This is a genomic window from Streptomyces chrestomyceticus JCM 4735, from assembly GCF_003865135.1.
Lineage (GTDB): Bacteria > Actinomycetota > Actinomycetes > Streptomycetales > Streptomycetaceae > Streptomyces > Streptomyces chrestomyceticus.
The window spans coordinates 4793881-4818540 of record NZ_BHZC01000001.1 but is presented as its reverse complement, the minus strand read 5'-3'; the positions used below and the strand labels follow the sequence as shown (position 1 = coordinate 4818540).

The window sequence follows — 24660 nt, the reverse complement described above, 5'->3', positions numbered from 1 at the left end:
CGCGGCCCGGGAGGCGGTGGGCTCGGACCTGGGCTCAGGCCTGGGCTCGGACCTGGGCTCAGACCGTCAGGACGACCTTGCCCACGTGACCGCTCGCGTCCACGACCCGGTGGGCCTCGGCGGCCTCCGTGATCGGCAGCGTACGGTCCACGATCGGCCTGACCCGGCCGTTCTCGATCAGCGGCCAGACGTGTTCGCGTACCGCCGCCACGATCGACGCCTTCTCGGCCAGCGGGCGCCCGCGCAGCGAGGTGGCGGTGACGGCGGCGCGCTTGGTGAGCAGCGCGCCGAGGTGCAACTCGCCCTTGGCGCCGCCCTGGAGCCCGATGATCGCGAGCCGTCCGTTGGTGGCCAGCGCCTTGACGTTCGGGCCGAGGTACTTGGCGCCCATGATGTCCAGGATGACGTCCGCGCCCTTGCCGTCGGTGGCCTTGCGCAGCTCCTGGACGAAGTCCTGGTCCCGGTAGTTGACGAGGATGTCGGCGCCCAGTTCGGCGCAGCGGGCCAGCTTGTCGGCGCTGCCCGCGGTGACCGCGACCCGGGCGCCGACGGCCTTGGCGAGCTGGATCGCCATCGTGCCGATGCCGCTGGAGCCGCCGTGCACGAGCAGCGTCTCGCCCGGCCGCAGGTGGGCGATCATGAAGACGTTGGACCAGACGGTACACGTCACCTCGGGCAGCGCCGCGGCGGCGGCCATGTCGAGACCCTTCGGTACGGGCATCAACTGGCCCGCCGGGACGACGACCTGCTCCGCGTACCCGCCGCCCGCCAGCAGCGCGCACACCTCGTCGCCAACCGACCAGCCGCTGACCCCCGGGCCGAGGGCCTTGACGCGCCCGGCGCACTCCAGGCCGGGGTACGGGGGCGCGCCGGGCGGCGGGTCGTAGAAGCCCTGGCGCTGGAGGAGGTCGGCGCGGTTGACGGCCGTGGCCGCCACCTCGACCAGGACCTCCCCCTCGGACGGTTGCGGATCGGGCACCTCCGCCCATACGAGGGCGTCGGGACCGCCGGGTTCGGGAATGGTGATCGCACGCATGGCCGCGAGGCTACTCCGCCGCCTGCCGGGACGCGCCGGGTGTGTTGTCCGGAGAGGTGGGTCACAGGCGTCGCGGGCCCAGGATCATCCGAAGACCCGCCCTAGTCGTCGCGGCGCACCGGCGCCATCGGGGACACCCCCGTACCGGGGATCATCGGCTTCACGCCGGGCTTGGTCGGGCCGTCCTGCTGCTCCGCGGACGCCGCCCGGACGATGGTGATCACCCGGTCGGCGGCCTGCAGCGGGCTGGCCGCCGGGTCGTCGTAGCCGAGCAGGCGGTGCCCGCGCAGTACGGAGACGATCAGGTCGTCGGTCTCCCGTACGGACTTGCCGACCTCGGCCTTCACCACCGGGCGCTCGATCAGGTCCAGCCCGCTGCCCTGCTGGATCAGGTCCTCCAGGACGGTACCGGCGCTGGGGCTGTGCACCGACAGGCCCAGCAGGCGGCCGGCGGCGCTGGCCGAGGTGATGACCATGTCGGCGCCGGACTGGCGCAGCAGCGGCGCGTTCTCCTCCTCCCGTACGGCCGCGACGATGTTGGCCTTCTTGTTGAGCTGACGGGCGGTGAGCGAGACGAGGACGGCCGTGTCGTCGCGCTGGGTGGCGATGACGACCTGCCGGGCCCGCTGGATCTCGGCCCGTACGAGGACGTCGCTGCGGGTCGCGTCGCCGACCACGCCCGCGAAGCCCTCGGCGACCGCCGAGTCGATGACCTTGGGGCTCGGGTCGACGATGACGATGCGGTCGCGGGTCAGGCCCGTGGCGCGCAGGGTCTGGGCCGCGGACCGGCCCTTGGTGCCGAAGCCGACGATGACGGTGTGGTCGCGCAAGGCGTTTCTCCAGCGGTTCAGTTGCCACTGCTCGCGGGTGCGCTCGGTGAGGACTTCGAGCGTGGTGCCGACCAGGATGATCAGAAAGAGGACCCGGAGGGGAGTGATGAGCAGGATGTTCAGCAGCCGCGCGCCGTCTCCGTACGGGACGATGTCGCCGTAACCGGTGGTGGAGAGCGTGACGGTGGCGTAGTAGACGCAGTCGAGGAAGTCGACGGAGCCGTTGGCGTTGTCGTGGTACTCGTCGCGGTCGATCCAGACGATGGCCACCGTCGCGACGAGCACCAGCAGGGCCATCAGGAGCCGGCGCGCGACCTGGCGCAGCGGCGCCACCGGGGTGCGGCGGGGCAGCACGACGCGGTGGCTGGACTCCTCGGGAATCTCGCGCGCCGCGGCGTCGTGGGTGGGGAGCTTCACGCGGCGCCTCCGCCGGTCGGGTCGGTGGGGGCGGGTGGGGTGGGGTCTGGTGGGGTGGGGTCGGAAGGCGTCGGGCCGGATGGGGCGGGGTCGGGGGGAGTGGGGGCGGGTGGGGTGGCTTTCGGGCCGGAGGCCGGGGGGTGGGGTGCGGAAACGTTCGGGCTTGGGTCGGGGGTGGTACCGGTTTCGGGCCGGGCCCTGGTGTCGGGTGCGACGGACGGGGTCGAGGGAGCTGACGGGGTGTACGGGGCGGGTGCGTCGGGCGCCCACCCCGTCACCGCGTCCGCCGTCCCGTCGGCCGTCCAGGGCAGGTCGAGGAGTTCGACCTCGGCACCGCGTTCCGCGCCGCCGGGCGGTACGACGGCCATCGCGTCGGCCGCCGCGATGCCGCGCAGCATGGCGGGCCCGCTGAACCGCAGCGGTACGACCGCGCCTCCGTCGCCGTCCCCCTCGTCGGCCGGGCCCTCCCGGAAGGCGACCGGGACCAGCCGCGTGTCGTGCGGGTGGCCGGGCACGGCGGCGGTCAGCGGCGCCCGGTAGGAGGGCAGCCGGCGGCGGGCGGCGAGCGTACGCAGTGCCGGTTCCGCCAGGGTGAGCAGGCCCGAGACGGCGGCCAGGGGGTTGCCGGGCAGGCCGACGAGGAGACGGCCGGGAGCCGGGTGATCCGAGTGGTGCGGGTGGTCGGGGTGATCCGGGTGGTGCGGGTGGTCCGGGATGCGGGCGAGGAGCATGGGGTGGCCGGGGCGTACCGCCACGCCGTCCACCAGCACCTCCGCCCCGAGCCTGCGCAGCGTGGGATGCACATGGTCGACCGGCCCGGACGCCGTACCCCCGGTGGTGATCACCAGATCGGCCTCCGAGGACGCGAGGGCTTCGTACAACACCTCGGCGTCGTCCCCGAGATGGCGGGGCGGTCCGGTCTCCGCGCCCAGCGCACGCAGCCACGGGGTGATCATCGGGCCGAGCGCGTCCCGGATACGGCCCTCGGCGGGCAGCCCGGAACTCAGCAACTCGTCACCCAGCACCAGCACTTCCACGCGCGGCCGGGCGTACGCGGTCAGCGCGTCGTACCCCGCGGCGGCGGCCAGCCCCAGCACGGCCGGGGTCACCAGCGCACCGGCGGGCAGGAGTTGGTCGCCACGGCGGCACTCCTGTCCGCGCGGCCGGATGTCCTGGCCGTGCGGCACGGGCGCGGGCGCGTACAACTGCGCGTCTCCGGTGGACCGGACGCGTACCTCGCCGTGTTCGCTGCGCAGTACGGCCGTGGCGCCGGGCGGGATGCGCGCGCCCGTGGCGATCGGCACCGCGTCCCCGTCGGCCACGCCCTCGGACGGCTCGTGACCGGCGAGGATGCCGTGCTCGCGCTCGTCCGGGCGGGTACGGGCGGCGAGGTGCCAGGGACCGGGCCCGGCCACCGCCCAGCCGTCCATCGCGGACGTGTCGAAGGACGGCAGGTCGGTGAGCGCGACCAGCGGCTCGGCGAGGGTACGGCCGAGCGCCGCACTGCCCAGCGGGCAGACGACCGGGGGCAGCGGGCCGTACGGCGCCCGGGCGGCGATCCTGCGGGCCGCGCGCCACGAGGTGGGCGCGGGGCGGTCGTGCTGGGTGCGTCGGCCGTGGTGGTCGGGGGCGGTGGGAGTGGTGGAGGCGGTGGGAGTGGTGTAGGTGGTTGGGGCGGAGATTCCGGGGTCGGTGGGAGCGCCGCGATGATCGGGGGTGGTGGGGCGATCGGGCGCGCCGGTGCCGGCCGCCGGTGTGGTCGGTACGGGCGAGGAGGGGCGCGGCGGAGGAGAACTACGGTGCAACGGCGCGGACGGAGGCTCGGGCGCCCTGCCGGGGGCGCGCGGCGGCTCGTGCGCTCCCGAGGGCGGGGCGGCGTCCCACGGTGTGTACGGGCCACGGCGCGTGTCGTCGTCCAGTCCCGTACCCGCCGTCGGCGCTCTGCCGTCCCGGCCGGTCTCCCGGGTCGGCTCCCGCTCCTCGAAGATCCACGCGTAGCCGTCGTCGAAGACCGGCGCGTAACGGTCACCGCCGGAGGCGGGCGCGGAAGCAGCACCGGGGGCGGGCCCGCTCCCGTAGCCGCAGCCGTATCCGGTCTCGTACCCGTCACCGTGCTCCGGCGCCCGTCCGGCACCGGCACCCGCACCCGCACCGCGGTGTCCCGTTCGCCCTTCGTCGTACCGGCTTCCCTCGCGCCGCCCGTCGTCGTACCGGCCCGGCGCGCGCTGAGCGTCGGCGTCGTGGCCGGGCGGCCGGTGGACGTCGCGGCGCGGCATCTCGACCGGGCCGCCGTTGGCCAGCGCCAGCGCGTCGTCGAACTCCCCGTCGGTCATTCCGCCGGCTTCGCTTCCGGCTCGCCCTCGGATGCCGCGTCCGTCGTGGCACCGGCCTTCCCGGCGGCCTCGGTGCTCCCGGCCTTCCCGGCGCCCTCGGCGGCCCCGGTCTTCCCGGCACTCTCGCCAGTCCCGGCGCCCTCAGCGGTCCCGGCGCCCTCGGTCGCCTCGGCCGCCCAGCGATTGGCCAGCGCGGCCGCCTTCTCCGCCAGGTCCGTCACGTCCCGGCCCTGCTGAGCGGCGGCGTAACCGACCAGGAACGTCGTCAGTGGCGCCGCCGGCCGGGCCACGCCGTGCGCGGCGTCGCGCGCGAGGTCGAGGAGGGCCGCCGTGTCGACATCGAGTTCAATGCCCAGTTCGGCCTTGGCTGCGGTGATCCATTCGTCCAACACGGTTCCATGCTCCCTGATACGGGCGCGTGCCGCTTCGATGTCCTCCCAGGTGTCGCAGTCGAAGGACGCCGCGGCCGTCGGACCGGTCACCCGGCGCAGCGCCAGACGCCCCGACAGCACCCGCAGCGGCAGCCCGGCGAGCGCGCCGTGCTCGGCCCGTACGCCGTCCAGCGCACGGCGCAGCGGCTCCGCGCGGTATGCGGCGACCAGCGGCTGGTCCCGGCCTTCCGCGTCCCGGAGCAGCGCGCCGTCGGCCCCGTCCTCCGCGGCGGCCGCGAGCAGGGTCCGTACGGTCCCGCCGGTCAGGAACGGCAGGTCGGCGGAGAGCACGAGCACGACCGGCGCCGTGCTGTGCCGCAGCCCGGCGTCCAGCGCGGCCAGCGGCCCGCCGCCGGGCGGCTCCTCGCGGGCGTGCACGACCGGCCGTACGGTGGGCCTCTCGGGCCCGACGACGACCGCGGTCGCCGCGTCCGGACAGGCGTCGAGCACCCGGTCCAGCAACGGCCGTCCCCCGACGGACACCGCCGGCTTGTCCACCCCGCCGAGCCGCCGGGCAGCGCCCCCGGCCGGCACGACGACGTCGTACGGATACTGCTCGTGCGCGGTCTGGTGGTCGGTCACCCCTTGAGTATCGCCGGGAGTGTCCCGATCACCGGACCGGCCCGCTCACAACGTGCGCAACAACACCGCCGGCCGCTCCACACAGTCCGCGACGAACCGCAGGAACCCGCCCGCCGTGCCTCCGTCGCACACCCGGTGGTCGAAGGTGAGCGACAACTGCACGACCTGACGTACGGCCAACTCCCCCTCGTGGACCCACGGCTTCGCCGTTATTCGGCCCACCCCCAGCATCGCCGCCTCGGGGTGGTTGATGATCGGCGTGGAACCGTCGACGCCGAAGACTCCGTAGTTGTTGAGGGTGAAGGTGCCGTGGGTCAGCTCGGCCAGACCGAGCGCACCGGTCCGGGCCGCCTCGGTCAGCCGGGCCATCTCGGCGGACAGCCCCTCGGCCGTACGGCGGTGTGCGTCCCGTACGACCGGCACCACCAGCCCGCGGTCGGTCTGCGCCGCGAAGCCCAGATGCACGGCCGGCAGCCGCACGATCTCGTTGGCCTCCAGGTCGACGGTGGCGTTGAGCTGCGGATACCGCGCGAGCGCCGCCGTACAGACCCGGGCCAGCAGCGCGAGCAGCGACACCTTCGGTCCACCGGCCGCGTTCATGTCCCGCCGGGCGGCGAGCAGTTCCGTGGCGTCGGCGTCCACCCAGCAGGTCGCGTCGGGGATCTCCTGACGGCTGCGCCGGAACTTCTCCGCCGCGGCGCCCCGCATGCCCCGCAGCGGTATGCGCTCGGCCTCCAGGGGAAGCCCCACGGACGCCACCGCGCCACCTTCCGCACCGGACGCACTCCCCGGCACCCCTGGCACGCCCGACGGCCGACCCCCGCCGCCGCCCGCACCGAGCCCGGCGCCGGCCCCGGCCCCAGCCTCTGCTCCGGTCCTGGCACCGGCCACGCCCCGGCCGGCCCCGGCTTGGGCCCCGGCCGCCCGTGCCCGTACCGCCGCCTCCACATCCGTACGGAGAATCAGGCCCTCCGGCCCCGACCCGCGTATCTCCCGCAGGTCCAGCCCGTGCTCCCGCGCCAGCCGTCGGACCAGCGGCGAAATCACCGGCACCGGACCGGCCCCGGGACCACCCCGCCGCACGACACCCGGCCCGAAGCCTCAGCCCGCCCCACTTCCGGAGCCTGACTCCGCCCCGCATCCGAAGCCTCACCCGGCCCCCGGCCGCCCCGGCTCCCGTCTTCGGACGGACCCGCCGCCGACGCCCCGCCGCGGCACTCGTGCCGTACCCGACCAGCACATTCCCCGACCCTTCGGCCGCACCCGCACCCGCACCGGACCCCGCGTCCTCCTCGGACCCCGAAACCCCACCAGCCTCACCGCTAACTCCCCCAGCACCCGAACCCGCGCCCTCCCCAGCACCCGCCGCCTCGCCGCCGGCCGCCGCCTGCGACCCGACCGCCACCGTCAGCAGCGGCGACCCGACGGGCAGTTCCGCTCCCTCGTCCCCGAACCGCGCGGTGACCACGCCCCCGTACGGACACGGCACGTCCACCAGCGCCTTCGCGGTCTCCACCTCGACCACCGGCTGGTCGACGGCGACGACCTCGCCGACCTCGACCAGCCACCGCACCACCGTCGCCTCGGTCAGCCCCTCGCCGAGGTCGGGCAGTGTGAACTCACGGACCACGGCCATCAGTCACCGCTCCCCTCGGTCCAGTCCGACTCCCACTGGAGCCGGCCGACGGTGTCCAGGATCCGGTCGACGCCCGGCAGGTGGTGGCGCTCCAGCATGGGCGGCGGGTACGGGATGTCGAAGCCCGCGACCCGCAGCACCGGCGCCTCCAGGTGGTGGAAACAGCGCTCCGTGACGCGCGCGGCTATCTCCCCGCCGGGGCCGCCGAAGCCGCTGGACTCGTGCACGACGACCGCGCGGCCCGTGCGCCGTACCGAGGCGCAGACCGTCTCGTCGTCGAAGGGCACCAGCGAGCGCAGGTCGAGGACCTCCAGGTCCCAGCCCTCCGCCGTGGCCGCCTCGGCCGCCTCCAGACAGACCGGCAGCGACGGTCCGTACGTGATCAGCGTGGCGCTGCGCCCGCGCCGCCGGATCTCCGCGCGGCCCAGTTCGGCCACCTGCTCCGGGGCGTCGGGGGACCAGTCGGCGCGCGACCAGTACAGCCGTTTCGGTTCGAGGAAGACCACCGGGTCGTCGGAGGCGATGGCCGCCCGCAGCAGCCCGTACGCGTCGGCGACCGTCGCCGGGGTGACGACCTGGAGCCCGGGGGTGGCGAGGTAGTACGCCTCGGAGGAGTCACTGTGGTGCTCCACGCCGCCGATCCCGCCGCCGTACGGGACGCGGATGGTCAGCGGCAGCGGCATGGCGCCCCGGGTGCGGTTGCGCATCCGGGCGACATGGCTGATCAACTGCTCGAACCCGGGGTAGGCAAAGGCGTCGAACTGCATCTCCACGACCGGCCGCAGCCCGTACATGGCCATACCGACCGCCGTACCGAGGATGCCCGCCTCGGCGAGCGGGGTGTCGCCGCAGCGCTCCTCGCCGAACTCCTTCGCCAGGCCGTCGGTGATCCGGAAGACCCCGCCCAGCTCCGCCACGTCCTCGCCCATCACATGGACGGCCGGGTCGTCGGCCATCGCGTCGCGCAGCGCGCGGTTCAGCGCCTGCGCCATGCTGGCGGGCTTGCGTCCGGCCTCCGCCGCTGTCGCCGTCATGGCCGCTCCTCCCCAGCCGCACCGCGCGCCGTGCCACCGGCGGTGTCTCCTTTGGCGGCCTTTTCCTCGTCCTTCCCGGCGTCCGCCGCCTCGGCCTCCAGCTCGGCGCGCAACTGCGTCTCCTGCTCGCGCAACTGGGCGGTCTGCTCGGCGTAGACGTGCGCAAACAGGTCCATCGGGTCCAGGGCCGGGTCCTGGTTCATGTGGTCCCGGAGTGCGGCGGCCATCTCCTCGGCGCCGTCCCGGGTCCGCTGCACGAAGTCGTCGGTGAGCAGGCCGCGCTCGGTCAGTTCGCGCTCCACCAGGGCTATCGGGTCGTGCTCGCGCCACTCCTCGACCTCGGCCTCGGTGCGGTAGCGGGTGGCGTCGTCGGCGTTGGTGTGGGCCTCGATGCGGTACGTGAGCGCCTCTACGAGCGTCGGTCCCCCGCCCCGGCGCGCCCGCTCCACCGCCTCGCCGAGCACCTCGTGCAGCGCGGGCGCGTCGTTGCCGTCCACCAGGCGGCCCGGCATCCCGTACCCGACGGCCTTGTGGGCGAGAGACGGCGCGGCGGACTGCTTGGCGAGCGGTACGGAGATCGCGAACCCGTTGTTCTGGACGAGGAAGACCACCGGGGCCTGCCACACCGCGGCGAAGTTCAGCGCCTCGTGGAAGTCGCCCTCACTGGTGCCGCCGTCGCCCACCAGGGCGAGCGCCACCACGTCGTCCCCCTTCAGGCGCGCGGCGTGCGCGAGGCCCACCGCGTGCGGGAGCTGGGTGGCGAGCGGGGTGCACAGCGGGGCGATGCGGTGCTCGTGCGGGTCGTACCCCGTGTGCCAGTCGCCCCGGAGGAGGGTGAGGGCCTGTACGGGGTCGAGGCCGCGGGCCACGGCGGCGAGGGTGTCGCGGTAGCTGGGAAAGAGCCAGTCCTGCTCCTTGAGCACCCGCGCGGCGGCGACCTGGCACGCCTCCTGGCCGGTGGAGGACGGGTAGACCGCCAGCCTGCCCTGCCGCGTCAGAGCCGTGGCCTGGGCGTTGTACCGGCGGCCGCGCACCAGCTCCGCGTACAGGTCCGTCAGCAGTCCGGCATCGATCCGGCCGGCGGCGTCCGTGCCCAGCAGCCGGTACGGCTCCGCGTCGGGCAGGAGGGGCGCGGGGTCCACGCGCGGACGCCACGCGGGCGGCGGTGCGGGCCAGTAGCTCCCGCTCCTCCTGCTGGCGCGCTGCTCAAGAACCGTCATGACGAGCACCTCCTTGGACTTCGGAAAGAGTGGCGCGGAGCGCCTGGCCGGGGTCGGTGACGGGCGACGGGCGGGTAGAGGAACGAAGGGACGGGTGAGTGGCCCGCACCTACCGATTGTTCGGTCGTCGGCACATTTTGGCTACAGGCGGGCTCAGCCTGTGGACAATCGGTTCTCCACAGCCTGAGATGAGGACAGGGCGTCCATCCAGGGGAGGCGAGGCGGTATGCCGGACGAACAGATGGCCACCGGCGGTGGGCAGCGCCCCGCCCGCCCCCTGGACACCATCGACCGTGCGATCCTGAACATGCTGCAGGCGGACGGACGGGCTTCGATACGCTCCGTCGCCGAGCGGGTACACGTTTCGCGCGCCAACGCCTACGCGCGGATCAACCGGCTGATCGACGACGGGGTGATCCGCGGCTTCAGCGCCCGCATCGACCAGGAACGGGCCGGGCAGAGCGCCTCCGCCTACGTCACGCTGAAGATCGTGCAGAACTCCTGGCGGACGGTCCGCGCCCAGCTCACCGAGCTTCCGGGGGCCGCGCACATCGCCCTGGTCAGCGGCGATTTCGACGTCCTGCTGTTAGTGCACACCAAGGACAACCAGGAGCTGCGGGAACTGGTCCTCACCCGTATCCAGTCGATCCCGGAGGTGCTCAGCACCCGCACCCTGCTCGTCTTCGAGGAGACCGACCTGGGGACCGAGCAGCAGAGCTAGGCGCCCTGTCCCGGGCCTGGGAGGCCGCCTCAGGGTGGCGGCAGGCCCGGGGCCCCGCCTCAGGTCCGCAGCCCCGCGAACGCCGTCCGCACCACGGCCTCGGCGACCTCTTCGCTGGTCGCCGACCCGCCGCGGCCCGGCCGGTACCACTCCACGATCGAGTTGATCATGCCGAAGAGCAGCCGGGTCGCCAGCCGCACGTCCACGTCCGCGCGCAGGTCACCGTCGGCGGCGGCCTGCTTGAGGAGTTCGGTGACCTCGCCGTCGAAGTCCCGGCGGCGCTCCATGGCCCAGCGCTCCGTGTCCGTGTTGCCGCGCACCCGCAGCAGCAGCGTCACGTACGGCAGCTCCTCCATCAGCACTTCCGCCTCGCGCCTGGCCACGTACTCCAGCCGCTCGATGGCCCGCCCCGTACATGCCCCGGGCTCCTGTAGGACCCCGAAGAGCCCGTCCAGCGCGCGGCTTATGGCCCGGTGCAGCAGCTCTTCCTTGCTGCGTACGTGGTGGTAGATCGAGGACTTGGAGATGCCGGCCGCCCGGGAGAGGTGCTCCATGGAGGTGCCGTCGTACCCGCGCTCGTTGAACACCTCGACGGCGACCGACAGCAGCGAATCGGGCGTGTAGGTGTCGCGCTTGGCCATGGTCATGATTAGAGCATCCGGCCGTTCAGCTTCAAACTGCGGCGCAGGGCCCGGGACGGTCCGTAACGGCCGTCGGCGTACTGGTGGCGCAGCGTCTCCAGCAGGTCGCACAGCCAGTGCCGGCCGACGCGCGCGGCCCATTCCGAGGGCCCACCCGGGTAGTTCACGCCGAGCCGCATGGCCGTGTCGATGTCCTCGCGGCTCGCGACACCGCGCGCCTCGGCGTCCGCGGCGAAGTCCACGATCATCGCGACGGTACGGGCGGCGATCATGCCCGGTACGTCGTCGATGACGCTCACCTCCATGCCGAGCGCCTGGAAGAGGCCGACCGCCTCCCGTACGTCCTGCTCGGACGCCTCCGCACCGGGCGCGAGGGCGATGCGGGTCGCGGCCCGGTAGTCCAGCGCCAGGTCGAAGCGGATCGTGGGACCGGACGGGTCCCCGGTGGCGGGGTGGCCGTCGGTCAGCGCCAAGCGGGCACCGCCCGGCAACCGGATGCAGCCCTCGTGCTCCTCTGGCGCGCGGTCCCGGCTGACCTTGATGCCGGCCTCCTCGATCAGCTCCTGGAGCACGGCGGCCGGCCCGGCGAGGTGGGTGTGCACCGTCACGGCCGCCGGTGCCGGGCAGGGCTCCGCGGTGTGCGGCTGCTGCCCGGGGGCGCCGTCGGCGTAGTCGTACCAGCCCCGGCCCGCCTTGCGGCCCAGCAGGCCGGCCTCCACCAGGCGCCGCTGCGCCAGCGACGGCGTGAACTTCGGGTCACGGAAGAAGCCTTCCCACACCGATCGGGTGACGGCTTCGTTCACGTCCTGTCCGATGAGGTCCATCAGCTCGAACGGCCCCATCCGGAAGCCGCAGGACCCGCGCAGCACGGCATCGACGGTGGCCGGGTCGGCGGCGCGCTCCTCGTGGACGCGCAGGGCCTCCGCGTAGAAGGGGCGGGCGATGCGGTTGACGATGAACCCGGGGGTGTCGGCGCTGCGTACGGGCGTCTTGCCCCAGGCCGCGGCCGTCTCGTACGCGGTGGTGGCCGCCGAGGCGTCCGTCGTGAAGCCGCTGACGACCTCGACGAGGGGCAGGAGCGGTGCCGGGTTGAAGAAGTGCAGGCCGACGAAGCGCCCGGGCAGGCGGAGCGCGCCCGCGACGGCGGTGACGGACAGGGACGAGGTGTTGGTGGCCAGCAGGCAGTCCTCGCCGACCACGTCCTCCAGAGTGGCGAACAGTTCCTGCTTCGCGCCGAGTTCTTCCACGATCGCTTCGACTACCAGGGCGGCGTCGGCGAGTTGGGGGAGCGCGGTGGCGGGGGTGAGGCGTGCGCGGGCCGCCGCGCGCTCCGCGGGCGCCATCCTGCCCTTCTCCACCAGCCGGTCCAGGCGGCGCCCGATCGCCTCGGCGGCTTCGGCGGCCCGGCCCGGCAGCGCGTCGTAGAGCCGCACCGGATGGCCCGCGACCAGCGCGACCTGCGCGATTCCCTGGCCCATGGTGCCCGTGCCGACGACCGCGACGGTACGGCCCGCTTCGATGGCTGTCATGACGGCTGATCCTCCCCGACGGAGTTGTCCACAGGTTCGCCGGACCCTCTTGCCCCGACCGATCGTTCGGTTACTCTAGCCCCGTCGCCGAAATGGTGCCCAGCCCTGTCCTCGGACCTGTCCTCGCAGAGGCGTCGCTTCCCCGGCGTGGCGTCCGCGTCACGCGGCGGGCGCCCTGAGACGGCAGGCCCAGCCCGCCCGACGAGGAGTTGGTCTTCGATGGCCGCCGAACTGACCGCAGCGCAGTTGCTCGAAAAGCACCGCCCGACGCTCGACCAGGCGCTGGAGGCGATCCGTACCCGCGCGTACTGGTCCCCGCACCCCGAGCACCCCAAGGCCTACGGGGAGAACGCCGCGGCGGACGGCCAGGCCGCCTTCGACGCCCTGCGCGGCAAGCGTTTCGAGCTGGACCAGCCCGGCACGGACGACTGGGTGGGCGAGGAAGTCTCCCCGTACGGCATCGGGTTGAACATCAGCTATCCGCACCCGGACGCGGACGTGCTGCTGCCCGCGATGCGCGCGGCGGTGCCCGCGTGGCGCGACGCCGGCCCGCAGACCCGGGCCCTGGTCTGCCTGGAGATCCTGTCGCGGATCAGCGCGCGCACCCACGAGTTCGCGCAGGCCGTGATGCACACCAGCGGCCAGGCGTTCATGATGGCGTTCCAGGCGGGCGGGCCGCACGCGCAGGACCGCGGCATGGAGGCCGTCGCGTACGCCTACGCCGAGCAGGTCCGCACCCCGGAGCAAGCCGCCTGGTCCAAGCCGCAGGGCAAGCGCGACCCGCTGGAGCTGACCAAGTCCTTCAAGGCCGTGCCCCGCGGCGTCGCCCTCCTGATCGGCTGCAACACCTTCCCGACGTGGAACGGCTACCCGGGGCTGTTCGCCTCCCTGGCCACCGGCAACGCGGTCCTGGTCAAGCCGCACCCGAGGGCCGTGCTGCCGCTCGCGCTCACCGTCCGGGTGGCGCGCGAGGTGCTGGCCGAGGCCGGGTTCTCCCCCGACCTGGTCGCCCTGGCCGTCGACCGGCCCGGCGAAGGCCTGGCCAAGACCCTCGCGACGCGCCCCGAGGTCCGCATCATCGACTACACCGGCTCCACCGAGTTCGGCGACTGGCTGGAGGCCAACGCGCCCCAGGCGCGCGTCTACACGGAGAAGGCCGGCGTCAACACGGTCGTCATCGACTCGACGGACGACTACAAGGGCATGCTCGGCAACCTCGCCTTCTCCCTGTCCCTGTACAGCGGCCAGATGTGCACCACCCCGCAGAACCTCCTCATCCCCCGCGACGGCATCACCACGGACGCCGGTCACAAGTCGTACGACGACGTGGTCGGCGACCTCGCGACCGCTGTCGACAAGCTGCTGGGCGACGACGCGCGGGCCAACGCCCTGCTGGGCGCGATCGTCAACCCGCAGGTCAAGGAGCGGATCGAGGCGGCATCCGGGCTGGGCGAGGTGGCCCTGGCCTCCCGCGAGGTGACCAACCCCGACTTCCCCGACGCCACGGTCCGTACGCCGGTGATGGTCAAGATGGACGGCGCACGCAAGCTCTGGGAGGGCGCGGGCGCCGACGCCGCCTACCTCTCCGAGTGCTTCGGCCCCGTCTCCTTCGCGGTGGCCGTCGACTCCGCCGCCGACGCGGTGGACCTGCTGCGGCACACGACCCGCGTCAAGGGCGCGATGACGGTCGGCGCGTACACCACCTCCGGGGAGGTGGAGAAGCTGGTGGAAGAGGCGTGCCTGGAGGAGTGCGCGCAGCTCTCCCTCAACCTGACCGGCGGGGTGTACGTCAACCAGACCGCCGCCTTCTCCGACTTCCATGGCTCGGGCGGCAACCCGGCGGCCAACGCGGCACTGTGCGACGGCGCGTTCGTGGCCGACCGCTTCCGGACGGTGGAGGTGCGCAGGCCCGCCCAGGAGAGCTAGAGGAGCGACGGCCCGGCGGCCGCTCCGGTCACCCCGGCCGGGGCGGCCGGGGCCGCCGTACCGCGGGACATCCAGTGGAAGAGGCCCATGGCCACACTCGTGGCCAGGTTGAAGCTGGACACCCGCGCCTGCATCGGCACCGCGACCAGCGCCGATGCCCGCTCCCGCAGCTCGTCCGAGATGCCCTGCCGCTCGGACCCGAAGGCCAGGATCGCGTCGTCCGGGAACGTCACGGAGCGGATGTCCGCGCCTTCGGGGTCGAGGGCATAGACCGGTCCGGGCGGCAGTTCCGGCAGTGTCAGGCGCTCCACCGCGCCGGCGAAGTGCAGGCCGGCGCTGCCCCGTACGGCATTGGGGTGCCAGGGGTCGAGCGAGCCGGTGGTGACCACGCCGGTCGCCCCGAAACCGGCCGCCAGGCGGACGACGGCACCGATATTGCCCAGGTTGCGCGGATTCTCCAGGAGCACGACCGGGGCGGGCCGCGGGACCTCGCGGAGCCTGGCCAGGTTCGCCGCGGCGTCGGGGCGTACGGCGAGGGCCGCGACGCCCGTGGGGTGCACCTTCGGCAGGAGCGTGCGCAGTGCCGCCAAGGGAACCTGCTCCGCCAGCACGTCGAGGTCACCGGTCAGGTCGTCCGCGAGTTCCTCGGCGAGGGCCAGCAGAGCGGGCTTGTCGCCGGTCAGGACGTGCCGTACGTCCCCGCCGAAGCGCAGGGCGTGCTTCAGCGCGTGGAAGCCGTCCAGGAGGACCGAGGCGGGATCGTCGGCGCTCGCGCGCCAGCGCCGTACCGGATCGTCCGAGGTCCCGTTCTCGATCATTCCTCCACTATCTCAACTGTCCGCCGGGCGGACACCCGCCGCTCCCGTCCACGGCGTCACTCGCGTACCGCCGTACGGCGGGGGAGCACCCGGTCGCGTACGGAGGCGACCCGGGCACCCAGCCACACCAGGAAGACCGTCGGCAGGAACACCGCGTCCGCCGTGATCATCGCGAGCGAGAAGAACGGCAGGCCGAGCAGGAACGCGATCGACAGGTGCTCGCAGATCATCGCGACCAGCAGCACGTTCTTCAGGCGGCGGTTGAAGAGGGTGAAGGGGAAGGCGACCTGCACGATCACCGTGCCGTACGTGATCAGCATGATCATCAGGCCGTTGTCGGCGAGCACCCGGGACAGCTCGGGCCAGGGGGAGAAGTAGTCCAGGTGCATCGGGTAGTACACCGCGGTGCCGTCCTGCCAGCGCGATCCCTGGATCTTGTACCAGCCGGCCGTGGCGTAGATCAGGCAGACCTCGACCACGATCACCAGCAGGGCACCGTTGTGGATCAGCTTGCTGATCATGTCGAGGACGGTGCGCGGCTCTCCGGACGCGTACCTCCGCACCGCCCACCACACCCCGTGGGACAGCCACAGCACCCAGAACGTCAGGCCCCAGCCCACGCTCGGAAAGGGCCCGGGGCCGAACCAGGAGAGGCCCGACAGGCCCAGGAGCTGGGCGACGGCGAGGAACAGCCCGAGAGCCGCCCACAGGACGACGCCGGTGACATCGCGCTCCGGGCCCCCGCCGGATGATCCCGCGTGCCGCGCCGCGCGGCGCGCGTCCAGCGACCACACCTGCCCGCACCGGGTGAGCACCAGATATATCGCCATCAGGTGCAGGACGTTGTCGCCGCCGTCCCCGATGAAGATGCTGCGGTTCTGCAGCGAGAGCACACCCACCATGAACAGCACGGACATGGTGCGGGTCCGCCAGCCGACCAGCAGCAGGGCACTGGCGACCACGGCGAGCCCGTAGACGAGCTCGAACCAGCCGAGGTTGTCGGTCCACGTCAGGACCGAGAACGCCTCGTTGCCGTCGAGGAGCCGGCGCGCCATGTCGCCGCTCCAGGGGCCGTGCGGCCCGTAGAGCTCATGCCGGTACGGCCACTCCCGCAGCAGGAAGAAGAGCCAGGTGGCCGCGAATCCGATGCGGAGGACGGCGGACTGGTACGGGGCGAACGCGGTGCCCGTGACGCGTCTGAAGGCGCTCCCGAAGGCGCGTTCGATGCGCGTCTCGTCGGGGCGGGGGCGCGTCTCCGTGGCCGTTATGGGGGCGGCTCCGAGGGGAGGCCGGGGGGTGGGGGGACGACGGGCCAGGTGGTGCGGGCCTGAGTGGGGGAGTCGGTGCGTTCTGTCCGGCTCTGGGGAGGGACGGTCGTCGTGGGGGTTCCGCCGTCCGTACGGCCGGCTGTCAGCGCGGCACCGGCTCCGGTACCGGTGGTCGTCGCCGGCGAGCCGGTACCGGTCTCGTCGGCTGCCGCCGGAGTGCCGGTGTCCGCCGCGTCCCGCGCCTCTTCCGAAGCCCCTTGCGAAGGCGTCCTGTGCGCTGTCACTGGATTTTCGCTCCTTCGGGCAGGTCGTCTGCGGTGACCGGCCACCAGGGCAGCTCGCGGTACCTGGGCTTTTCGCTGATCTTCTCCGAGCTCCACGACGGCGGGCTGACGGCCGTCGTCTTCGAGCGCACCTGCATCTGCTCGACCTTGCCGCGCGCCGCCCACTGCGTGCTCATGCGCTGCATCACGATCCGCCGTACGTACTGCTCGGCCAGCTCACCCCGGGTGCCGGAGGTGCGGTTCTGCGCGTCGTGGGTGTTCAGGTAGTACTCCCAGGCGCGGCGGAGTTCGTTCTGCTGGGTATGGCTCGGTACGGGGTTGTGCAGCAGGGCCCGGCCGTCGGCGGCGGACAGGTCGGTCCAGCCGGTGGTCAGCCGGTCGTCGCCCGCGGTGCGCACCTGGGCGCGTACCTGCACCGCGATGTTCTGCTGGAGGGGATTGGGCGCGAACAGCTTCCAGTTCTGCTCGTACTCCGGGAAGACGTAGTCGTTGATCAACTCGCTGTGCTGCTTGCTCAGCGTGTTGGGCGGTGCCACGTGCAGGAACATCATGGCCAGATGGACGGCGACGGCCAGCGTCACGGCGCCCGCCACGACGGTCATCACGACGCGTGACGGTAGCGAGAGCGCGGCCGGTGGCCGCGGTTCGTCCCCGTAATGCTGCATTCCTGCCCCGTTCCCAGATCCCGAGCGGCTTTTCACCGCCCCGGAACCGTACCTAGGCGGCCCCACACGGCACACCCTCCCCTGAGTTATCCACAGGGTTGACACCCCGCACGCGCGGCCACACCATTGAACCGAACGATCGGTCGGTCGGGAGGCAGGGGGATCACATGACGACGATCGCGCCGGGCGAGGAGTCCCTCGCGGCCCTGGAGACGGACTTCGACGCCGCCGTGGCCGCGGACGAACGCATCGAGCCGCGTGACTGGATGCCGGACGCCTACCGCTCCTCGCTGGTACGCCAGATAGCGCAGCACGCGCACTCCGAGATCATCGGGATGCAGCCGGAGGCGAACTGGATCACCCGGGCCCCGTCGTTGCGCCGCAAGGCGATCCTGATGGCGAAGGTGCAGGACGAGGCGGGCCACGGCCTGTATCTCTACAGCGCCGCCGAAACCCTCGGAGCGAGCCGCGACGAACTGCTCGACAAGCTGCACTCCGGCCGCCAGAAGTACTCGTCCATCTTCAACTACCCCACCCTGACCTGGGCCGACGTCGGTGCCATCGGCTGGCTGGTGGACGGCGCCGCGATCACGAACCAGGTCCCGCTGTGCCGCTGTTCGTACGGCCCGTACGCCCGCGCCATGGTCCGCGTCTGCAAGGAGGAGTCCTTCCACCAGCGCCAGGGCTACGAGCTCCTGCTGGCCCTGAGCCGCGGCACCGAGGCCCAGCACGCCATGGCGCAGGACGCCGTGGACCGGTGGTGGTGGCCGTCGCTGATGATGTTCGGCCCGCCCGACGACGAATCGGCGCACTCGGCCCAGTCCATGGCCTGGAAGATCAAGCGGCACAGCAACGACGAACTGCGCCAGCGCTTCGTGGACATCTGCGTCCCGCAGGCCGAATCGCTCGGCCTCACCCTCCCGGACCCCGACCTGACGTGGAACGAACAGCGCGGTCACTGGGACTTCGGCCCCATCGACTGGGACGAGTTCCGCGAGGTGCTCAAGGGCAACGGGCCCTGCAACGACCAGCGGATCAGCCAGCGGCGCCGCGCCCACGAAGAAGGCGCCTGGGTGCGCGACGCCGCGGCGGCGTACGCGGCCAAGCACGGGGAGGGGAACCGATGACCACGACCGGTACGGAAAGCAGCGAGCACCCGGAGCACCGGCCGGCTCCGGACGGCCCCGCGAGCCAGACCGGGCCGGGTGACCGCACCGAGCCCGGGGCCGCATCGGCGGAGCCGTCCACGCCACAGCCGGCACCGGACAGGGCGCCCACCGCTCCCCGGGGCAGCACACAGGCCGCGCCCACGGCGAAGCCCACCGACTGGCCCCTGTGGGAGGTCTTCGTCCGCAGCCGGCGCGGCCTGTCCCACACCCACGCGGGCAGCCTGCACGCTCCGGACGCCGAGATGGCCCTGCGCAACGCCCGCGACCTCTACACCCGCCGCTCGGAAGGCATCTCGATCTGGGTGGTCCCGTCCGCCGCGATCTCCGCCTCCTCCCCGGACGAGAAGGACTCCTTCTTCGAACCGGCCGCCGACAAGCCCTACCGCCACCCGACCTTCTACGAGATCCCGGAGGGGGTGCAGCACCTGTGAAGCCCGTACCGACAGCACAGGCCCCGGCCACCGCCGACAGCGCCCCCGCGGCGCCCGCCCCCGCGGGCTCCCTCGCCCGGGACGTCGCCGCCGCTGCCCCGGCCCTGGCCCTCGGTGACGACGCCCTCGTCCTGTCCCACCGCCTGGGGGAGTGGGCCGGGCACGCCCCCGTCCTGGAGGAGGAGGTGGCCCTCGCGAACATCGCGCTGGACCTCCTCGGCCAGGCCCGCGTCCTGCTCTCCCTCGCCGGGGACGAGGACGAACTGGCCTACCTCCGCGAGGAACGGGCCTTCCGCAACTGCCAGCTCGTCGAGCAGCCCAACGGCGACTTCGCCCACACCATCGCCCGCCAGCTCTACTTCTCCACCTACCAGGAGCTGCTCTACGGCCAACTGGCCTCCGGCGGCTCCCCGCTGGCCCCGCTGGCAGCGAAGGCGGTCAAGGAGGTCGCCTACCACCGCGACCACGCCGAGCAGTGGACCCTGCGCCTGGGGGACGGCACCGAGGAGAGCCACGAGCGGATACAGCGCGGCCTGACCGCCCTGTGGCGCTTCACCGGAGAGCTCTTCGAGCCCGTGCCGGGGCTGGACGTCGACCTGCCCGCCCTGCACGACGCCTGGGCCACCCGCATCGAGTCCGCCCTGACGCGCGCCACCCTCACCGTCCCCGAGGGCCCGAGCCGCGGCGCCTGGACCGCGGGAGCCGGGCGCCAAGGGCTGCACACCGAACCGTTCGGCCGGATGCTCGCCGAGATGCAGCACCTGCACCGGAGCCACCCGGGGGCGACATGGTGACCACCACCCTCGAAGAACGGCTGCGCGACCTGGCCGGCTCCGTACCCGACCCGGAGCTGCCGGTCGTCACCCTGGCCGAACTGGGCGTCCTCCGCAGGCTGCGGCTGACCGGCCCCGGACAGGTGGAGGTCGAACTCACCCCGACGTACACGGGCTGCCCCGCCGTCGAGACCATGTCCGCCGACATCGAACGCGTCCTCCACGACAACGGCATCCCCCAGGTCGAGGTGCGTACGGTCCTCGACCCGCCGTGGACGACCGACGCGATCACGGCCGAGGGCCGCCGCAAGCTGTCCGAGTACGGCATAGCCCCGCCACGCCCCGCCGGCCCGGCCGGCGGGCCCGTACCGGTGACGCTGGCCATCCGCTGCCCGCACTGCGGATCGACCGACACCACGCTGCTCAGCCGGTTCTCCTCCACCGCCTGCAAGGCACTGCGCCGCTGCGAGTCCTGCCGCGAACCGTTCGACCACTTCAAGGAGTTGTGATGTTCCACCCGCTCCGGGTCGCGGAGATCGAACGGCTCACGGACGACGCCGTCGCCGTCACCTTCCAGGTGCCGCCGGAGCTGCGCACGGCCTTCCGGCACGTCCCCGGCCAGCACATCGCACTGCGCCGCACGGTGGACGGCCGGGAGATCCGCCGTACGTACTCGATCTGCACCCCGGCAACCGACGATCCCGTACTGCGGGTGGGGATACGCCTGGTCGAGGACGGCGAGTTCTCCACCTACGCGCTCAAGGAACTGGCCGTCGGTGACACCGTCGACGTCATGGCGCCGGCCGGGCGCTTCATCCTGGAGCCCCGCCCCGGGCACTTCGTCGGCATCGTCGGCGGCAGCGGCATCACACCGGTGCTGTCCATCGTCGCGACCCTGCTGGCCCGTCAGCCGGACGCCCGTTTCTGCCTGGTCCGCAGCGACCGTACGGCAGCGTCGACGATGTTCCTGGAGGAGGTCGCCGACCTCAAGGACCGCTTCCCGGAACGCTTCCAGCTCGTCTCCGTCCTCTCCCGCGAGGACCAGCAGTCGGGCCTGCCCTCCGGCCGGCTGGACGAGGAACGGCTCCGCTCGCTGCTGCCCGCCCTGCTGCCCGTGGCATCCGTCGACGGCTGGTACCTGTGCGGCCCGTACGGCCTCGTCCAGGCTGCGGAACGCGCCCTGCGGACCCTCCACGTCCCCCGGAACCGCATCCACGAAGAGATCTTCCACATATCCGAGCCCACGCCGGCGGAAGCCGCCCTCGCGGCGGACACCGCTTCCACGGCCCCCGCGACTCCTGGCCTCACCACCACGAACACCACGGTTCCGGGAGACTCCGCCTCTCTCCCCGGCGGATCCGCGCCGCTGCGCGCCCCCGCACACAGCACCGTGACCGCCACCCTGGACGGCCGGGCGGGCAGTTGGCCGGTCCTGGACGGTGAGCCGCTGCTGGAAACCGTGCTGCGCAACCGGGCGGACGCTCCGTACGCCTGCAAAGGAGGCGTCTGCGGCACCTGCCGCGCGTTCCTGGTGTCGGGTGAGGTCCGTATGGACCGCAACTACGCCTTGGAGGACGAGGAGGTCGCGTCGGGATACGTACTCGCCTGCCAGTCGCATCCCGTGACGGAGGAGGTCGAGCTGGACTTCGACCACTGACCCCATTCCCAAATACTGCAACCTGTTCTAACTTGACGACCCGTCAGGCAGTCACCGTGCGGGCCCGCGGGAGGACAGGACAGTGGACTTCACCTTCACCGAGGAGCAGCAGGCGGCCGTCGAGGCGGCCAAGGCCGTCTTCGCGGACGTCGCCCCCGACAGCGTGCCGAGCCCCGCCCTCACCGCCGGAGCCGTGGCCGACGACATCGACCGCCCCCTGTGGCGCAAGCTGGCCGACGCCGACCTGCTGAGCCTGGTACTCGCCCCGGAGTACGGCGGTGCGGGCCTCGATCCCATCGCGCTCTGCCTGGTGCTGCGCGAGTCCGCCAGGGTGCTCGCCCGCGTACCGCTGCTGGAGAACAGCGCCGCGGCCCTCACTGTCCAGACCTACGCCACCGACGCGCTGCGCGCCGACCTACTGCCCCGGGCCGGACGCGGCGAGCTGATCCTCACGGTCGCCGCCGCCGGACGCACCGGCCACGACCCCGCCGAACTCGCCGTCACCGCGCGCCGCGATAAGGCAGGCTGGGTCCTCGACGGCATGCAGACCGCCGTCCCCTGGGCGCAGAGCGCCGACCGCATCCTCGTCCCCGCCCACACCGGCGACGGAACCGCCGTACTCGCCCTCGTACCCCGCCTCGAGAGCGGTGTCCGCCTCGACGACCAGACCTCCACCAACGGCGAACGCCACGCGGAGGTCCACCTGGACTCCGTACGGCTCCCCGACGAAGAGATGATCACCGCACCCGGCGCCTGGGACTGGCTGCGCGACCTTCTCACCACCGGCACATGCGCGCTGGCCCTCGGCCTCGGCCAAGCCGTACTGGCCATGACCAGCGCCTACACGTCAAAACGCGAACAGTTCGGTTTCCCCGTGGCCACCTTCCAGGCCGTCGCCGTCCAGGCCGCCGACCGCTACATCGACCTGCGGGCCATGGAGGCCACCCTCTGGCAGGCCGCGTGGCGCATCAGCAGCGGCGCGGACGGTGCGCTGCCACCGGCAGGGGATGTCGCGGTGGCCAAAATCTGGGCGTCGGAGGGCGTACGCCGCGTCGTGCAGACCGCACAGCACCTGCACGGCGGATTCGGCGCGGACACCGACTACGCACTGCACCGGTACCACGCCTGGGCGAAGCAGCTCGAACTGTCGCTCGGCCCCGCCGCCGCACACGAAGAGGCCCTGGGCGACCTGCTGGCCGCCCACGCCCTCGGCTGAGCGGCCGGCTGAACGCGGCAGGTCAGATGACCGCGCCCGGCTCGCCCTTGCTGTCCTTCACCGGGCGGCCGGCAGCCTCCCACGCCTGCATCCCACCGTCGACGTTCACCGCGTCGATGCCCTGCTGGATCAGGTACTGGGCGACCTGCGCGGAACGGCCGCCGACCCGGCACAGCACATAGACCTTGCCGCCGTCGGGCGCGCGCTCCGTCAACTCGCCGTACCGGGCGACGAACTCGCTCATCGGGATGTGCAGCGCGCCTTCGGCGTGCCCCGCCTCCCACTCGTCGTCCTCCCGGACGTCCAGGAGGAAGTCCTCGGACGTCAATGCGTCGACCTTGACCGTGGGCAGAGAACCGAAATGCATGGACCCGACGCTACCCGACCAACTGCGCCAGGTACGCCTCGCGCTCGGCCACATCCGCCAACAGCTTCTCGGCGATCTCCTCCAGCAGCGCGTCCGGGTCCTCGGGCGCCATCTTGATCATCGCGCCGATCGCACTGTCCTCCAGCTCGGCGGCGATCACCGCGAGCATCTCCTTACGCTCCGCCAGCCACTCCAGCCGCGCGTAGAGCTCCTCACTCTCACCCGTCCGCTGCTCCCGCGGCGCCGGGCCGGCCTCCCACTCACGGGCCAGCTCGCGCAGCGCCGCCTCGTCCCCGGCACCGTACGCGGCGTTGACCCGCATGATGAACGCGTCCCTGCGATCCCGCTCGGCCTCGTCGCGCGCCAGGTCGGGATGGGCCTTACGCACCAGGTCACGGTAGACCCGGCGGGCCTCCTCGCTCGGTCGCACCTTCTGCGGCGGCCGGACCGGCTGCTCGTTGAGCATCGCCTCGGCCTCCGGGTACAGGCCCTCCGACCCCATCCACCCGTGGAACAGCTCCTCGACATCGGGCATCGGCAGCACCGACGCCCGCGCCTCCCGCGCCTTGCGTACGTCCTCGGGGTCACCCGTACGAGCGGCGATCGCCTCGGCGATCTGGACATCCAGCTCGTCCAACCGCGCGTACATGGGGCCGAGACGCTGATGGTGCAGCCGGGAGAAGTTCTCCACCTCCACCCGGAAGGTCTCCACCGCGATCTCGAACTCGATCAACGCCTGCTCAGCCGCCTCCACAGCCTGCGCCAACCGCCCGGTCGAGGCCCCACCAGCGCCGGCGTCCTCAGGCGCGGGTCCGGCACCGGCATCGGCGCCAGCACCGCCCCCAGCATCGAAAGACGAATCCTGGCCCTGAGCCGAGGCGTGCGAGTCCTGAGCCGGCACGTCCGAGCCACCCTGGTTTCCCGTGGCTCCCGTTCCCTCTGCTGCTTCCATCCCCTCAGGCACTCCTTGGCTCTCCGGGTCTCCCTGTCCGACGGGGACTTCCTGCCCTACGGGGCTCCCTGGCCCACGGGGGCAGCCTGACCCGCAGGGGTTCCTTGGCCCATGAAGGCTCCGTGTCCGACGGAGCCACCCTGCTCCATTGGTCCCTCGTGCCCCATGCGGCTCCCCTGGCCGCCCTGCACCGAATATCCGCTCTCGCCCGCCTGAACTGTGTGCCCGACGCCCTCGTACCCGGCTTCGGCATATCCGCCCTGGACGGGGTAGAAGCCCTGGTCCCGGTAGTCGCCGTGGGCGGGATAGGAGCCCTCCGCCCGGTAGTCACCCTGGGCGGAGTGGGGGCCCTGGTCCCGGTAGTCGCCCTGGACGTGGTGGAGGCCCTGAGCGGGGTTGGAGCCCTGCCCCTCAGCGCGAGCCGCAGCCCCACCCGGGGCGCCGGGGTCGGCGTAACCGCCCTGTGCCGCATCGGCCGCCAGGCCCGTCAGACCCGCATGGCCCCCCGCACCGGCCTGGTCCCCCACACCCGCATGGCCCTCCTGACCCGCCTGGGTCTCCTGGCCCGCCTGGATCTCCTGACCCACCTGGGTCTGATGTCCCCCCTGCGTCGCGTGGGCCGCATGCCCCGCGATCCCGTGGTCAGCGTGTGCGTCCTGGCCGTCCTGCGCGTTCTCCGCCTGCGAGTTCGTCACCCGGCCACCCTACGGCCCGCCCCGGCCCC

Annotated in this window: 22 protein-coding genes and 1 pseudogene; 8 read left to right on the top strand and 15 right to left on the bottom strand. The window is 72.8% G+C overall.

Features of this window, described 5'->3' with window-relative positions; genetic code table 11:
* Nucleotides 1-58 precede the first annotated feature (58 nt).
* The 7 genes and pseudogenes from EJG53_RS20730 to pdhA form a co-directional block, all read right to left on the bottom strand.
* The gene (locus tag EJG53_RS20730) at nucleotides 59-1036 is read right to left on the bottom strand and encodes an NAD(P)H-quinone oxidoreductase (protein WP_125046076.1); all 978 of its coding nucleotides are present in this window, start codon (nucleotides 1034-1036) and stop codon (nucleotides 59-61) included.
* Nucleotides 1037-1137: 101 nt separating this feature from the next.
* The gene (locus EJG53_RS20725) at nucleotides 1138-2283 is read right to left on the bottom strand and encodes a potassium channel family protein (RefSeq protein WP_031011375.1); all 1146 of its coding nucleotides are present in this window, start codon (nucleotides 2281-2283) and stop codon (nucleotides 1138-1140) included.
* Nucleotides 2280-4616 (bottom strand): molybdopterin molybdotransferase MoeA, encoded by a 2337-nt coding sequence (locus EJG53_RS20720; RefSeq protein ID WP_244955248.1) that lies wholly within the window; start codon nucleotides 4614-4616, stop codon nucleotides 2280-2282. The genes EJG53_RS20725 and EJG53_RS20720 overlap by 4 nt, the downstream gene beginning before the upstream one ends.
* A complete protein-coding gene (locus EJG53_RS20715; protein ID WP_125046075.1) occupies nucleotides 4613-5629 on the bottom strand; it encodes an NTP transferase domain-containing protein in 1017 nt (338 codons plus the stop codon). Before EJG53_RS20715 ends, EJG53_RS20720 begins: the two co-directional genes overlap by 4 nt.
* A 45-nt stretch (nucleotides 5630-5674) precedes the next feature.
* Nucleotides 5675-7265, bottom strand: a pseudogene (locus EJG53_RS20710) (dihydrolipoamide acetyltransferase family protein).
* Entirely contained in the window at nucleotides 7265-8299 is a 1035-nt protein-coding gene (locus tag EJG53_RS20705; protein WP_125046074.1) for an alpha-ketoacid dehydrogenase subunit beta, read from the bottom strand. Before EJG53_RS20705 ends, EJG53_RS20710 begins: the two are co-directional and overlap by 1 nt.
* Nucleotides 8296-9519, bottom strand: a complete 1224-nt coding sequence (gene pdhA, locus EJG53_RS20700; protein ID WP_244955247.1) for a pyruvate dehydrogenase (acetyl-transferring) E1 component subunit alpha — start codon at nucleotides 9517-9519, stop codon at nucleotides 8296-8298. The genes EJG53_RS20705 and pdhA overlap by 4 nt, the downstream gene beginning before the upstream one ends.
* A 226-nt stretch (nucleotides 9520-9745) precedes the next feature.
* On the opposite strand from pdhA, the gene EJG53_RS20695 reads away from it, so the two are divergent.
* Nucleotides 9746-10240, top strand: a complete 495-nt coding sequence (locus EJG53_RS20695) for an Lrp/AsnC family transcriptional regulator (protein WP_125046073.1) — start codon at nucleotides 9746-9748, stop codon at nucleotides 10238-10240.
* A 59-nt stretch (nucleotides 10241-10299) separates the two neighbouring features.
* Here the strand turns inward: EJG53_RS20695 and EJG53_RS20690 are convergent, their stop codons facing one another.
* Both EJG53_RS20690 and EJG53_RS20685 read right to left on the bottom strand, forming a co-directional pair.
* Nucleotides 10300-10887, bottom strand: coding sequence for a TetR/AcrR family transcriptional regulator (locus EJG53_RS20690; protein WP_031012583.1), 588 nt, complete (start codon nucleotides 10885-10887; stop codon nucleotides 10300-10302).
* A gap of 2 nt (nucleotides 10888-10889) precedes the next feature.
* Nucleotides 10890-12410 (bottom strand): 3-hydroxyacyl-CoA dehydrogenase, encoded by a 1521-nt coding sequence (locus tag EJG53_RS20685; protein ID WP_125046072.1) that lies wholly within the window; start codon nucleotides 12408-12410, stop codon nucleotides 10890-10892.
* A 219-nt stretch (nucleotides 12411-12629) separates the two neighbouring features.
* Between EJG53_RS20685 and paaN the strand changes: the two genes are divergently transcribed.
* A complete protein-coding gene (gene paaN / locus EJG53_RS20680) occupies nucleotides 12630-14336 on the top strand; it encodes a phenylacetic acid degradation protein PaaN (protein ID WP_125046071.1) in 1707 nt (568 codons plus the stop codon).
* Here paaN and EJG53_RS20675 read toward each other — a convergent pair.
* The 3 genes from EJG53_RS20675 to EJG53_RS20665 all read right to left on the bottom strand — a co-directional run bounded on the left by EJG53_RS20675 (nucleotide 14333) and on the right by EJG53_RS20665 (nucleotide 17308).
* Nucleotides 14333-15154 carry a TrmH family RNA methyltransferase gene (locus tag EJG53_RS20675; protein WP_125046070.1) on the bottom strand — a complete coding sequence of 274 codons (822 nt, stop codon included), beginning with the start codon at nucleotides 15152-15154 and terminating at the stop codon, nucleotides 14333-14335. The genes paaN and EJG53_RS20675 overlap by 4 nt on opposite strands.
* 56 nt (nucleotides 15155-15210) lie before the next feature.
* Nucleotides 15211-16422, bottom strand: coding sequence for an HTTM domain-containing protein (locus EJG53_RS20670; protein ID WP_244955650.1), 1212 nt, complete (start codon nucleotides 16420-16422; stop codon nucleotides 15211-15213).
* 280 nt (nucleotides 16423-16702) lie between these two features.
* Nucleotides 16703-17308, bottom strand: a complete 606-nt coding sequence (locus tag EJG53_RS20665; protein ID WP_307721720.1) for a DUF5819 family protein — start codon at nucleotides 17306-17308, stop codon at nucleotides 16703-16705.
* Between the two features lie 230 nt (nucleotides 17309-17538).
* Between EJG53_RS20665 and paaA the strand changes: the two genes are divergently transcribed.
* The 6 genes from paaA to EJG53_RS20635 all read left to right on the top strand — a co-directional run bounded on the left by paaA (nucleotide 17539) and on the right by EJG53_RS20635 (nucleotide 22617).
* Nucleotides 17539-18498: a 1,2-phenylacetyl-CoA epoxidase subunit PaaA gene (gene paaA, locus EJG53_RS20660; protein ID WP_125046068.1), complete on the top strand. Its 960-nt coding sequence runs from the start codon at nucleotides 17539-17541 to the stop codon at nucleotides 18496-18498.
* 206 nt (nucleotides 18499-18704) lie between these two features.
* On the top strand, nucleotides 18705-18971 hold the full coding sequence (gene paaB / locus EJG53_RS20655; protein ID WP_125049474.1) for a 1,2-phenylacetyl-CoA epoxidase subunit PaaB: 267 nt from the start codon (nucleotides 18705-18707) through the stop codon (nucleotides 18969-18971).
* Nucleotides 18968-19765 (top strand): 1,2-phenylacetyl-CoA epoxidase subunit PaaC, encoded by a 798-nt coding sequence (paaC, locus tag EJG53_RS20650; RefSeq protein WP_125046067.1) that lies wholly within the window; start codon nucleotides 18968-18970, stop codon nucleotides 19763-19765. Before paaB ends, paaC begins: the two co-directional genes overlap by 4 nt.
* Nucleotides 19759-20253 carry a 1,2-phenylacetyl-CoA epoxidase subunit PaaD gene (gene paaD / locus EJG53_RS20645; RefSeq protein WP_125046066.1) on the top strand — a complete coding sequence of 165 codons (495 nt, stop codon included), beginning with the start codon at nucleotides 19759-19761 and terminating at the stop codon, nucleotides 20251-20253. The genes paaC and paaD overlap by 7 nt, the downstream gene beginning before the upstream one ends.
* On the top strand, nucleotides 20253-21401 hold the full coding sequence (locus EJG53_RS20640; RefSeq protein ID WP_125046065.1) for a 2Fe-2S iron-sulfur cluster-binding protein: 1149 nt from the start codon (nucleotides 20253-20255) through the stop codon (nucleotides 21399-21401). The genes paaD and EJG53_RS20640 overlap by 1 nt, the downstream gene beginning before the upstream one ends.
* Nucleotides 21402-21483: 82 nt before the next feature.
* Nucleotides 21484-22617, top strand: coding sequence for an acyl-CoA dehydrogenase family protein (locus EJG53_RS20635; RefSeq protein WP_125046064.1), 1134 nt, complete (start codon nucleotides 21484-21486; stop codon nucleotides 22615-22617).
* 22 nt (nucleotides 22618-22639) lie between these two features.
* On the opposite strand, the gene EJG53_RS20630 is transcribed toward EJG53_RS20635, so the two are convergent.
* The 3 genes from EJG53_RS20630 to EJG53_RS40670 are packed head-to-tail and all read right to left on the bottom strand — an operon-like array spanning nucleotide 22640 to nucleotide 24631.
* Nucleotides 22640-22984, bottom strand: a complete 345-nt coding sequence (locus EJG53_RS20630) for a rhodanese-like domain-containing protein (RefSeq protein WP_125046063.1) — start codon at nucleotides 22982-22984, stop codon at nucleotides 22640-22642.
* A 10-nt stretch (nucleotides 22985-22994) separates the two neighbouring features.
* Nucleotides 22995-23936 carry a J domain-containing protein gene (locus EJG53_RS20625; protein ID WP_244955246.1) on the bottom strand — a complete coding sequence of 314 codons (942 nt, stop codon included), beginning with the start codon at nucleotides 23934-23936 and terminating at the stop codon, nucleotides 22995-22997.
* A 56-nt stretch (nucleotides 23937-23992) separates the two neighbouring features.
* A complete protein-coding gene (locus tag EJG53_RS40670) occupies nucleotides 23993-24631 on the bottom strand; it encodes a hypothetical protein (protein WP_154806386.1) in 639 nt (212 codons plus the stop codon).
* Nucleotides 24632-24660: the final 29 nt, after the last annotated feature.

Excerpts from the sequence above, each read along its gene's own strand:
- EJG53_RS20730 (WP_125046076.1), bottom strand. The coding sequence starts at position 1,036 with ATGCGTGCGATCACCATTCCCGAACCCGGCGGTCCCGACGCCCTCGTA.
- EJG53_RS20720 (WP_244955248.1), bottom strand. The coding sequence starts at position 4,616 with ATGACCGACGGGGAGTTCGACGACGCGCTGGCGCTGGCCAACGGCGGC.
- EJG53_RS20705 (WP_125046074.1), bottom strand. The coding sequence starts at position 8,299 with ATGACGGCGACAGCGGCGGAGGCCGGACGCAAGCCCGCCAGCATGGCG.
- pdhA (WP_244955247.1), bottom strand. The coding sequence starts at position 9,519 with ATGACGGTTCTTGAGCAGCGCGCCAGCAGGAGGAGCGGGAGCTACTGG.
- EJG53_RS20695 (WP_125046073.1), top strand. The coding sequence starts at position 9,746 with ATGCCGGACGAACAGATGGCCACCGGCGGTGGGCAGCGCCCCGCCCGC.
- EJG53_RS20690 (WP_031012583.1), bottom strand. The coding sequence starts at position 10,887 with ATGACCATGGCCAAGCGCGACACCTACACGCCCGATTCGCTGCTGTCG.
- EJG53_RS20685 (WP_125046072.1), bottom strand. The coding sequence starts at position 12,410 with ATGACAGCCATCGAAGCGGGCCGTACCGTCGCGGTCGTCGGCACGGGC.
- paaN (WP_125046071.1), top strand. The coding sequence starts at position 12,630 with ATGGCCGCCGAACTGACCGCAGCGCAGTTGCTCGAAAAGCACCGCCCG.
- EJG53_RS20675 (WP_125046070.1), bottom strand. The coding sequence starts at position 15,154 with ATGATCGAGAACGGGACCTCGGACGATCCGGTACGGCGCTGGCGCGCG.
- EJG53_RS20665 (WP_307721720.1), bottom strand. The coding sequence starts at position 17,308 with ATGACCGTCGTGGCGGGCGCCGTGACGCTGGCCGTCGCCGTCCATCTG.
- paaA (WP_125046068.1), top strand. The coding sequence starts at position 17,539 with ATGACGACGATCGCGCCGGGCGAGGAGTCCCTCGCGGCCCTGGAGACG.
- paaD (WP_125046066.1), top strand. The coding sequence starts at position 19,759 with ATGGTGACCACCACCCTCGAAGAACGGCTGCGCGACCTGGCCGGCTCC.
- EJG53_RS20640 (WP_125046065.1), top strand. The coding sequence starts at position 20,253 with ATGTTCCACCCGCTCCGGGTCGCGGAGATCGAACGGCTCACGGACGAC.
- EJG53_RS20630 (WP_125046063.1), bottom strand. The coding sequence starts at position 22,984 with ATGCATTTCGGTTCTCTGCCCACGGTCAAGGTCGACGCATTGACGTCC.
- EJG53_RS20625 (WP_244955246.1), bottom strand. The coding sequence starts at position 23,936 with ATGGAAGCAGCAGAGGGAACGGGAGCCACGGGAAACCAGGGTGGCTCG.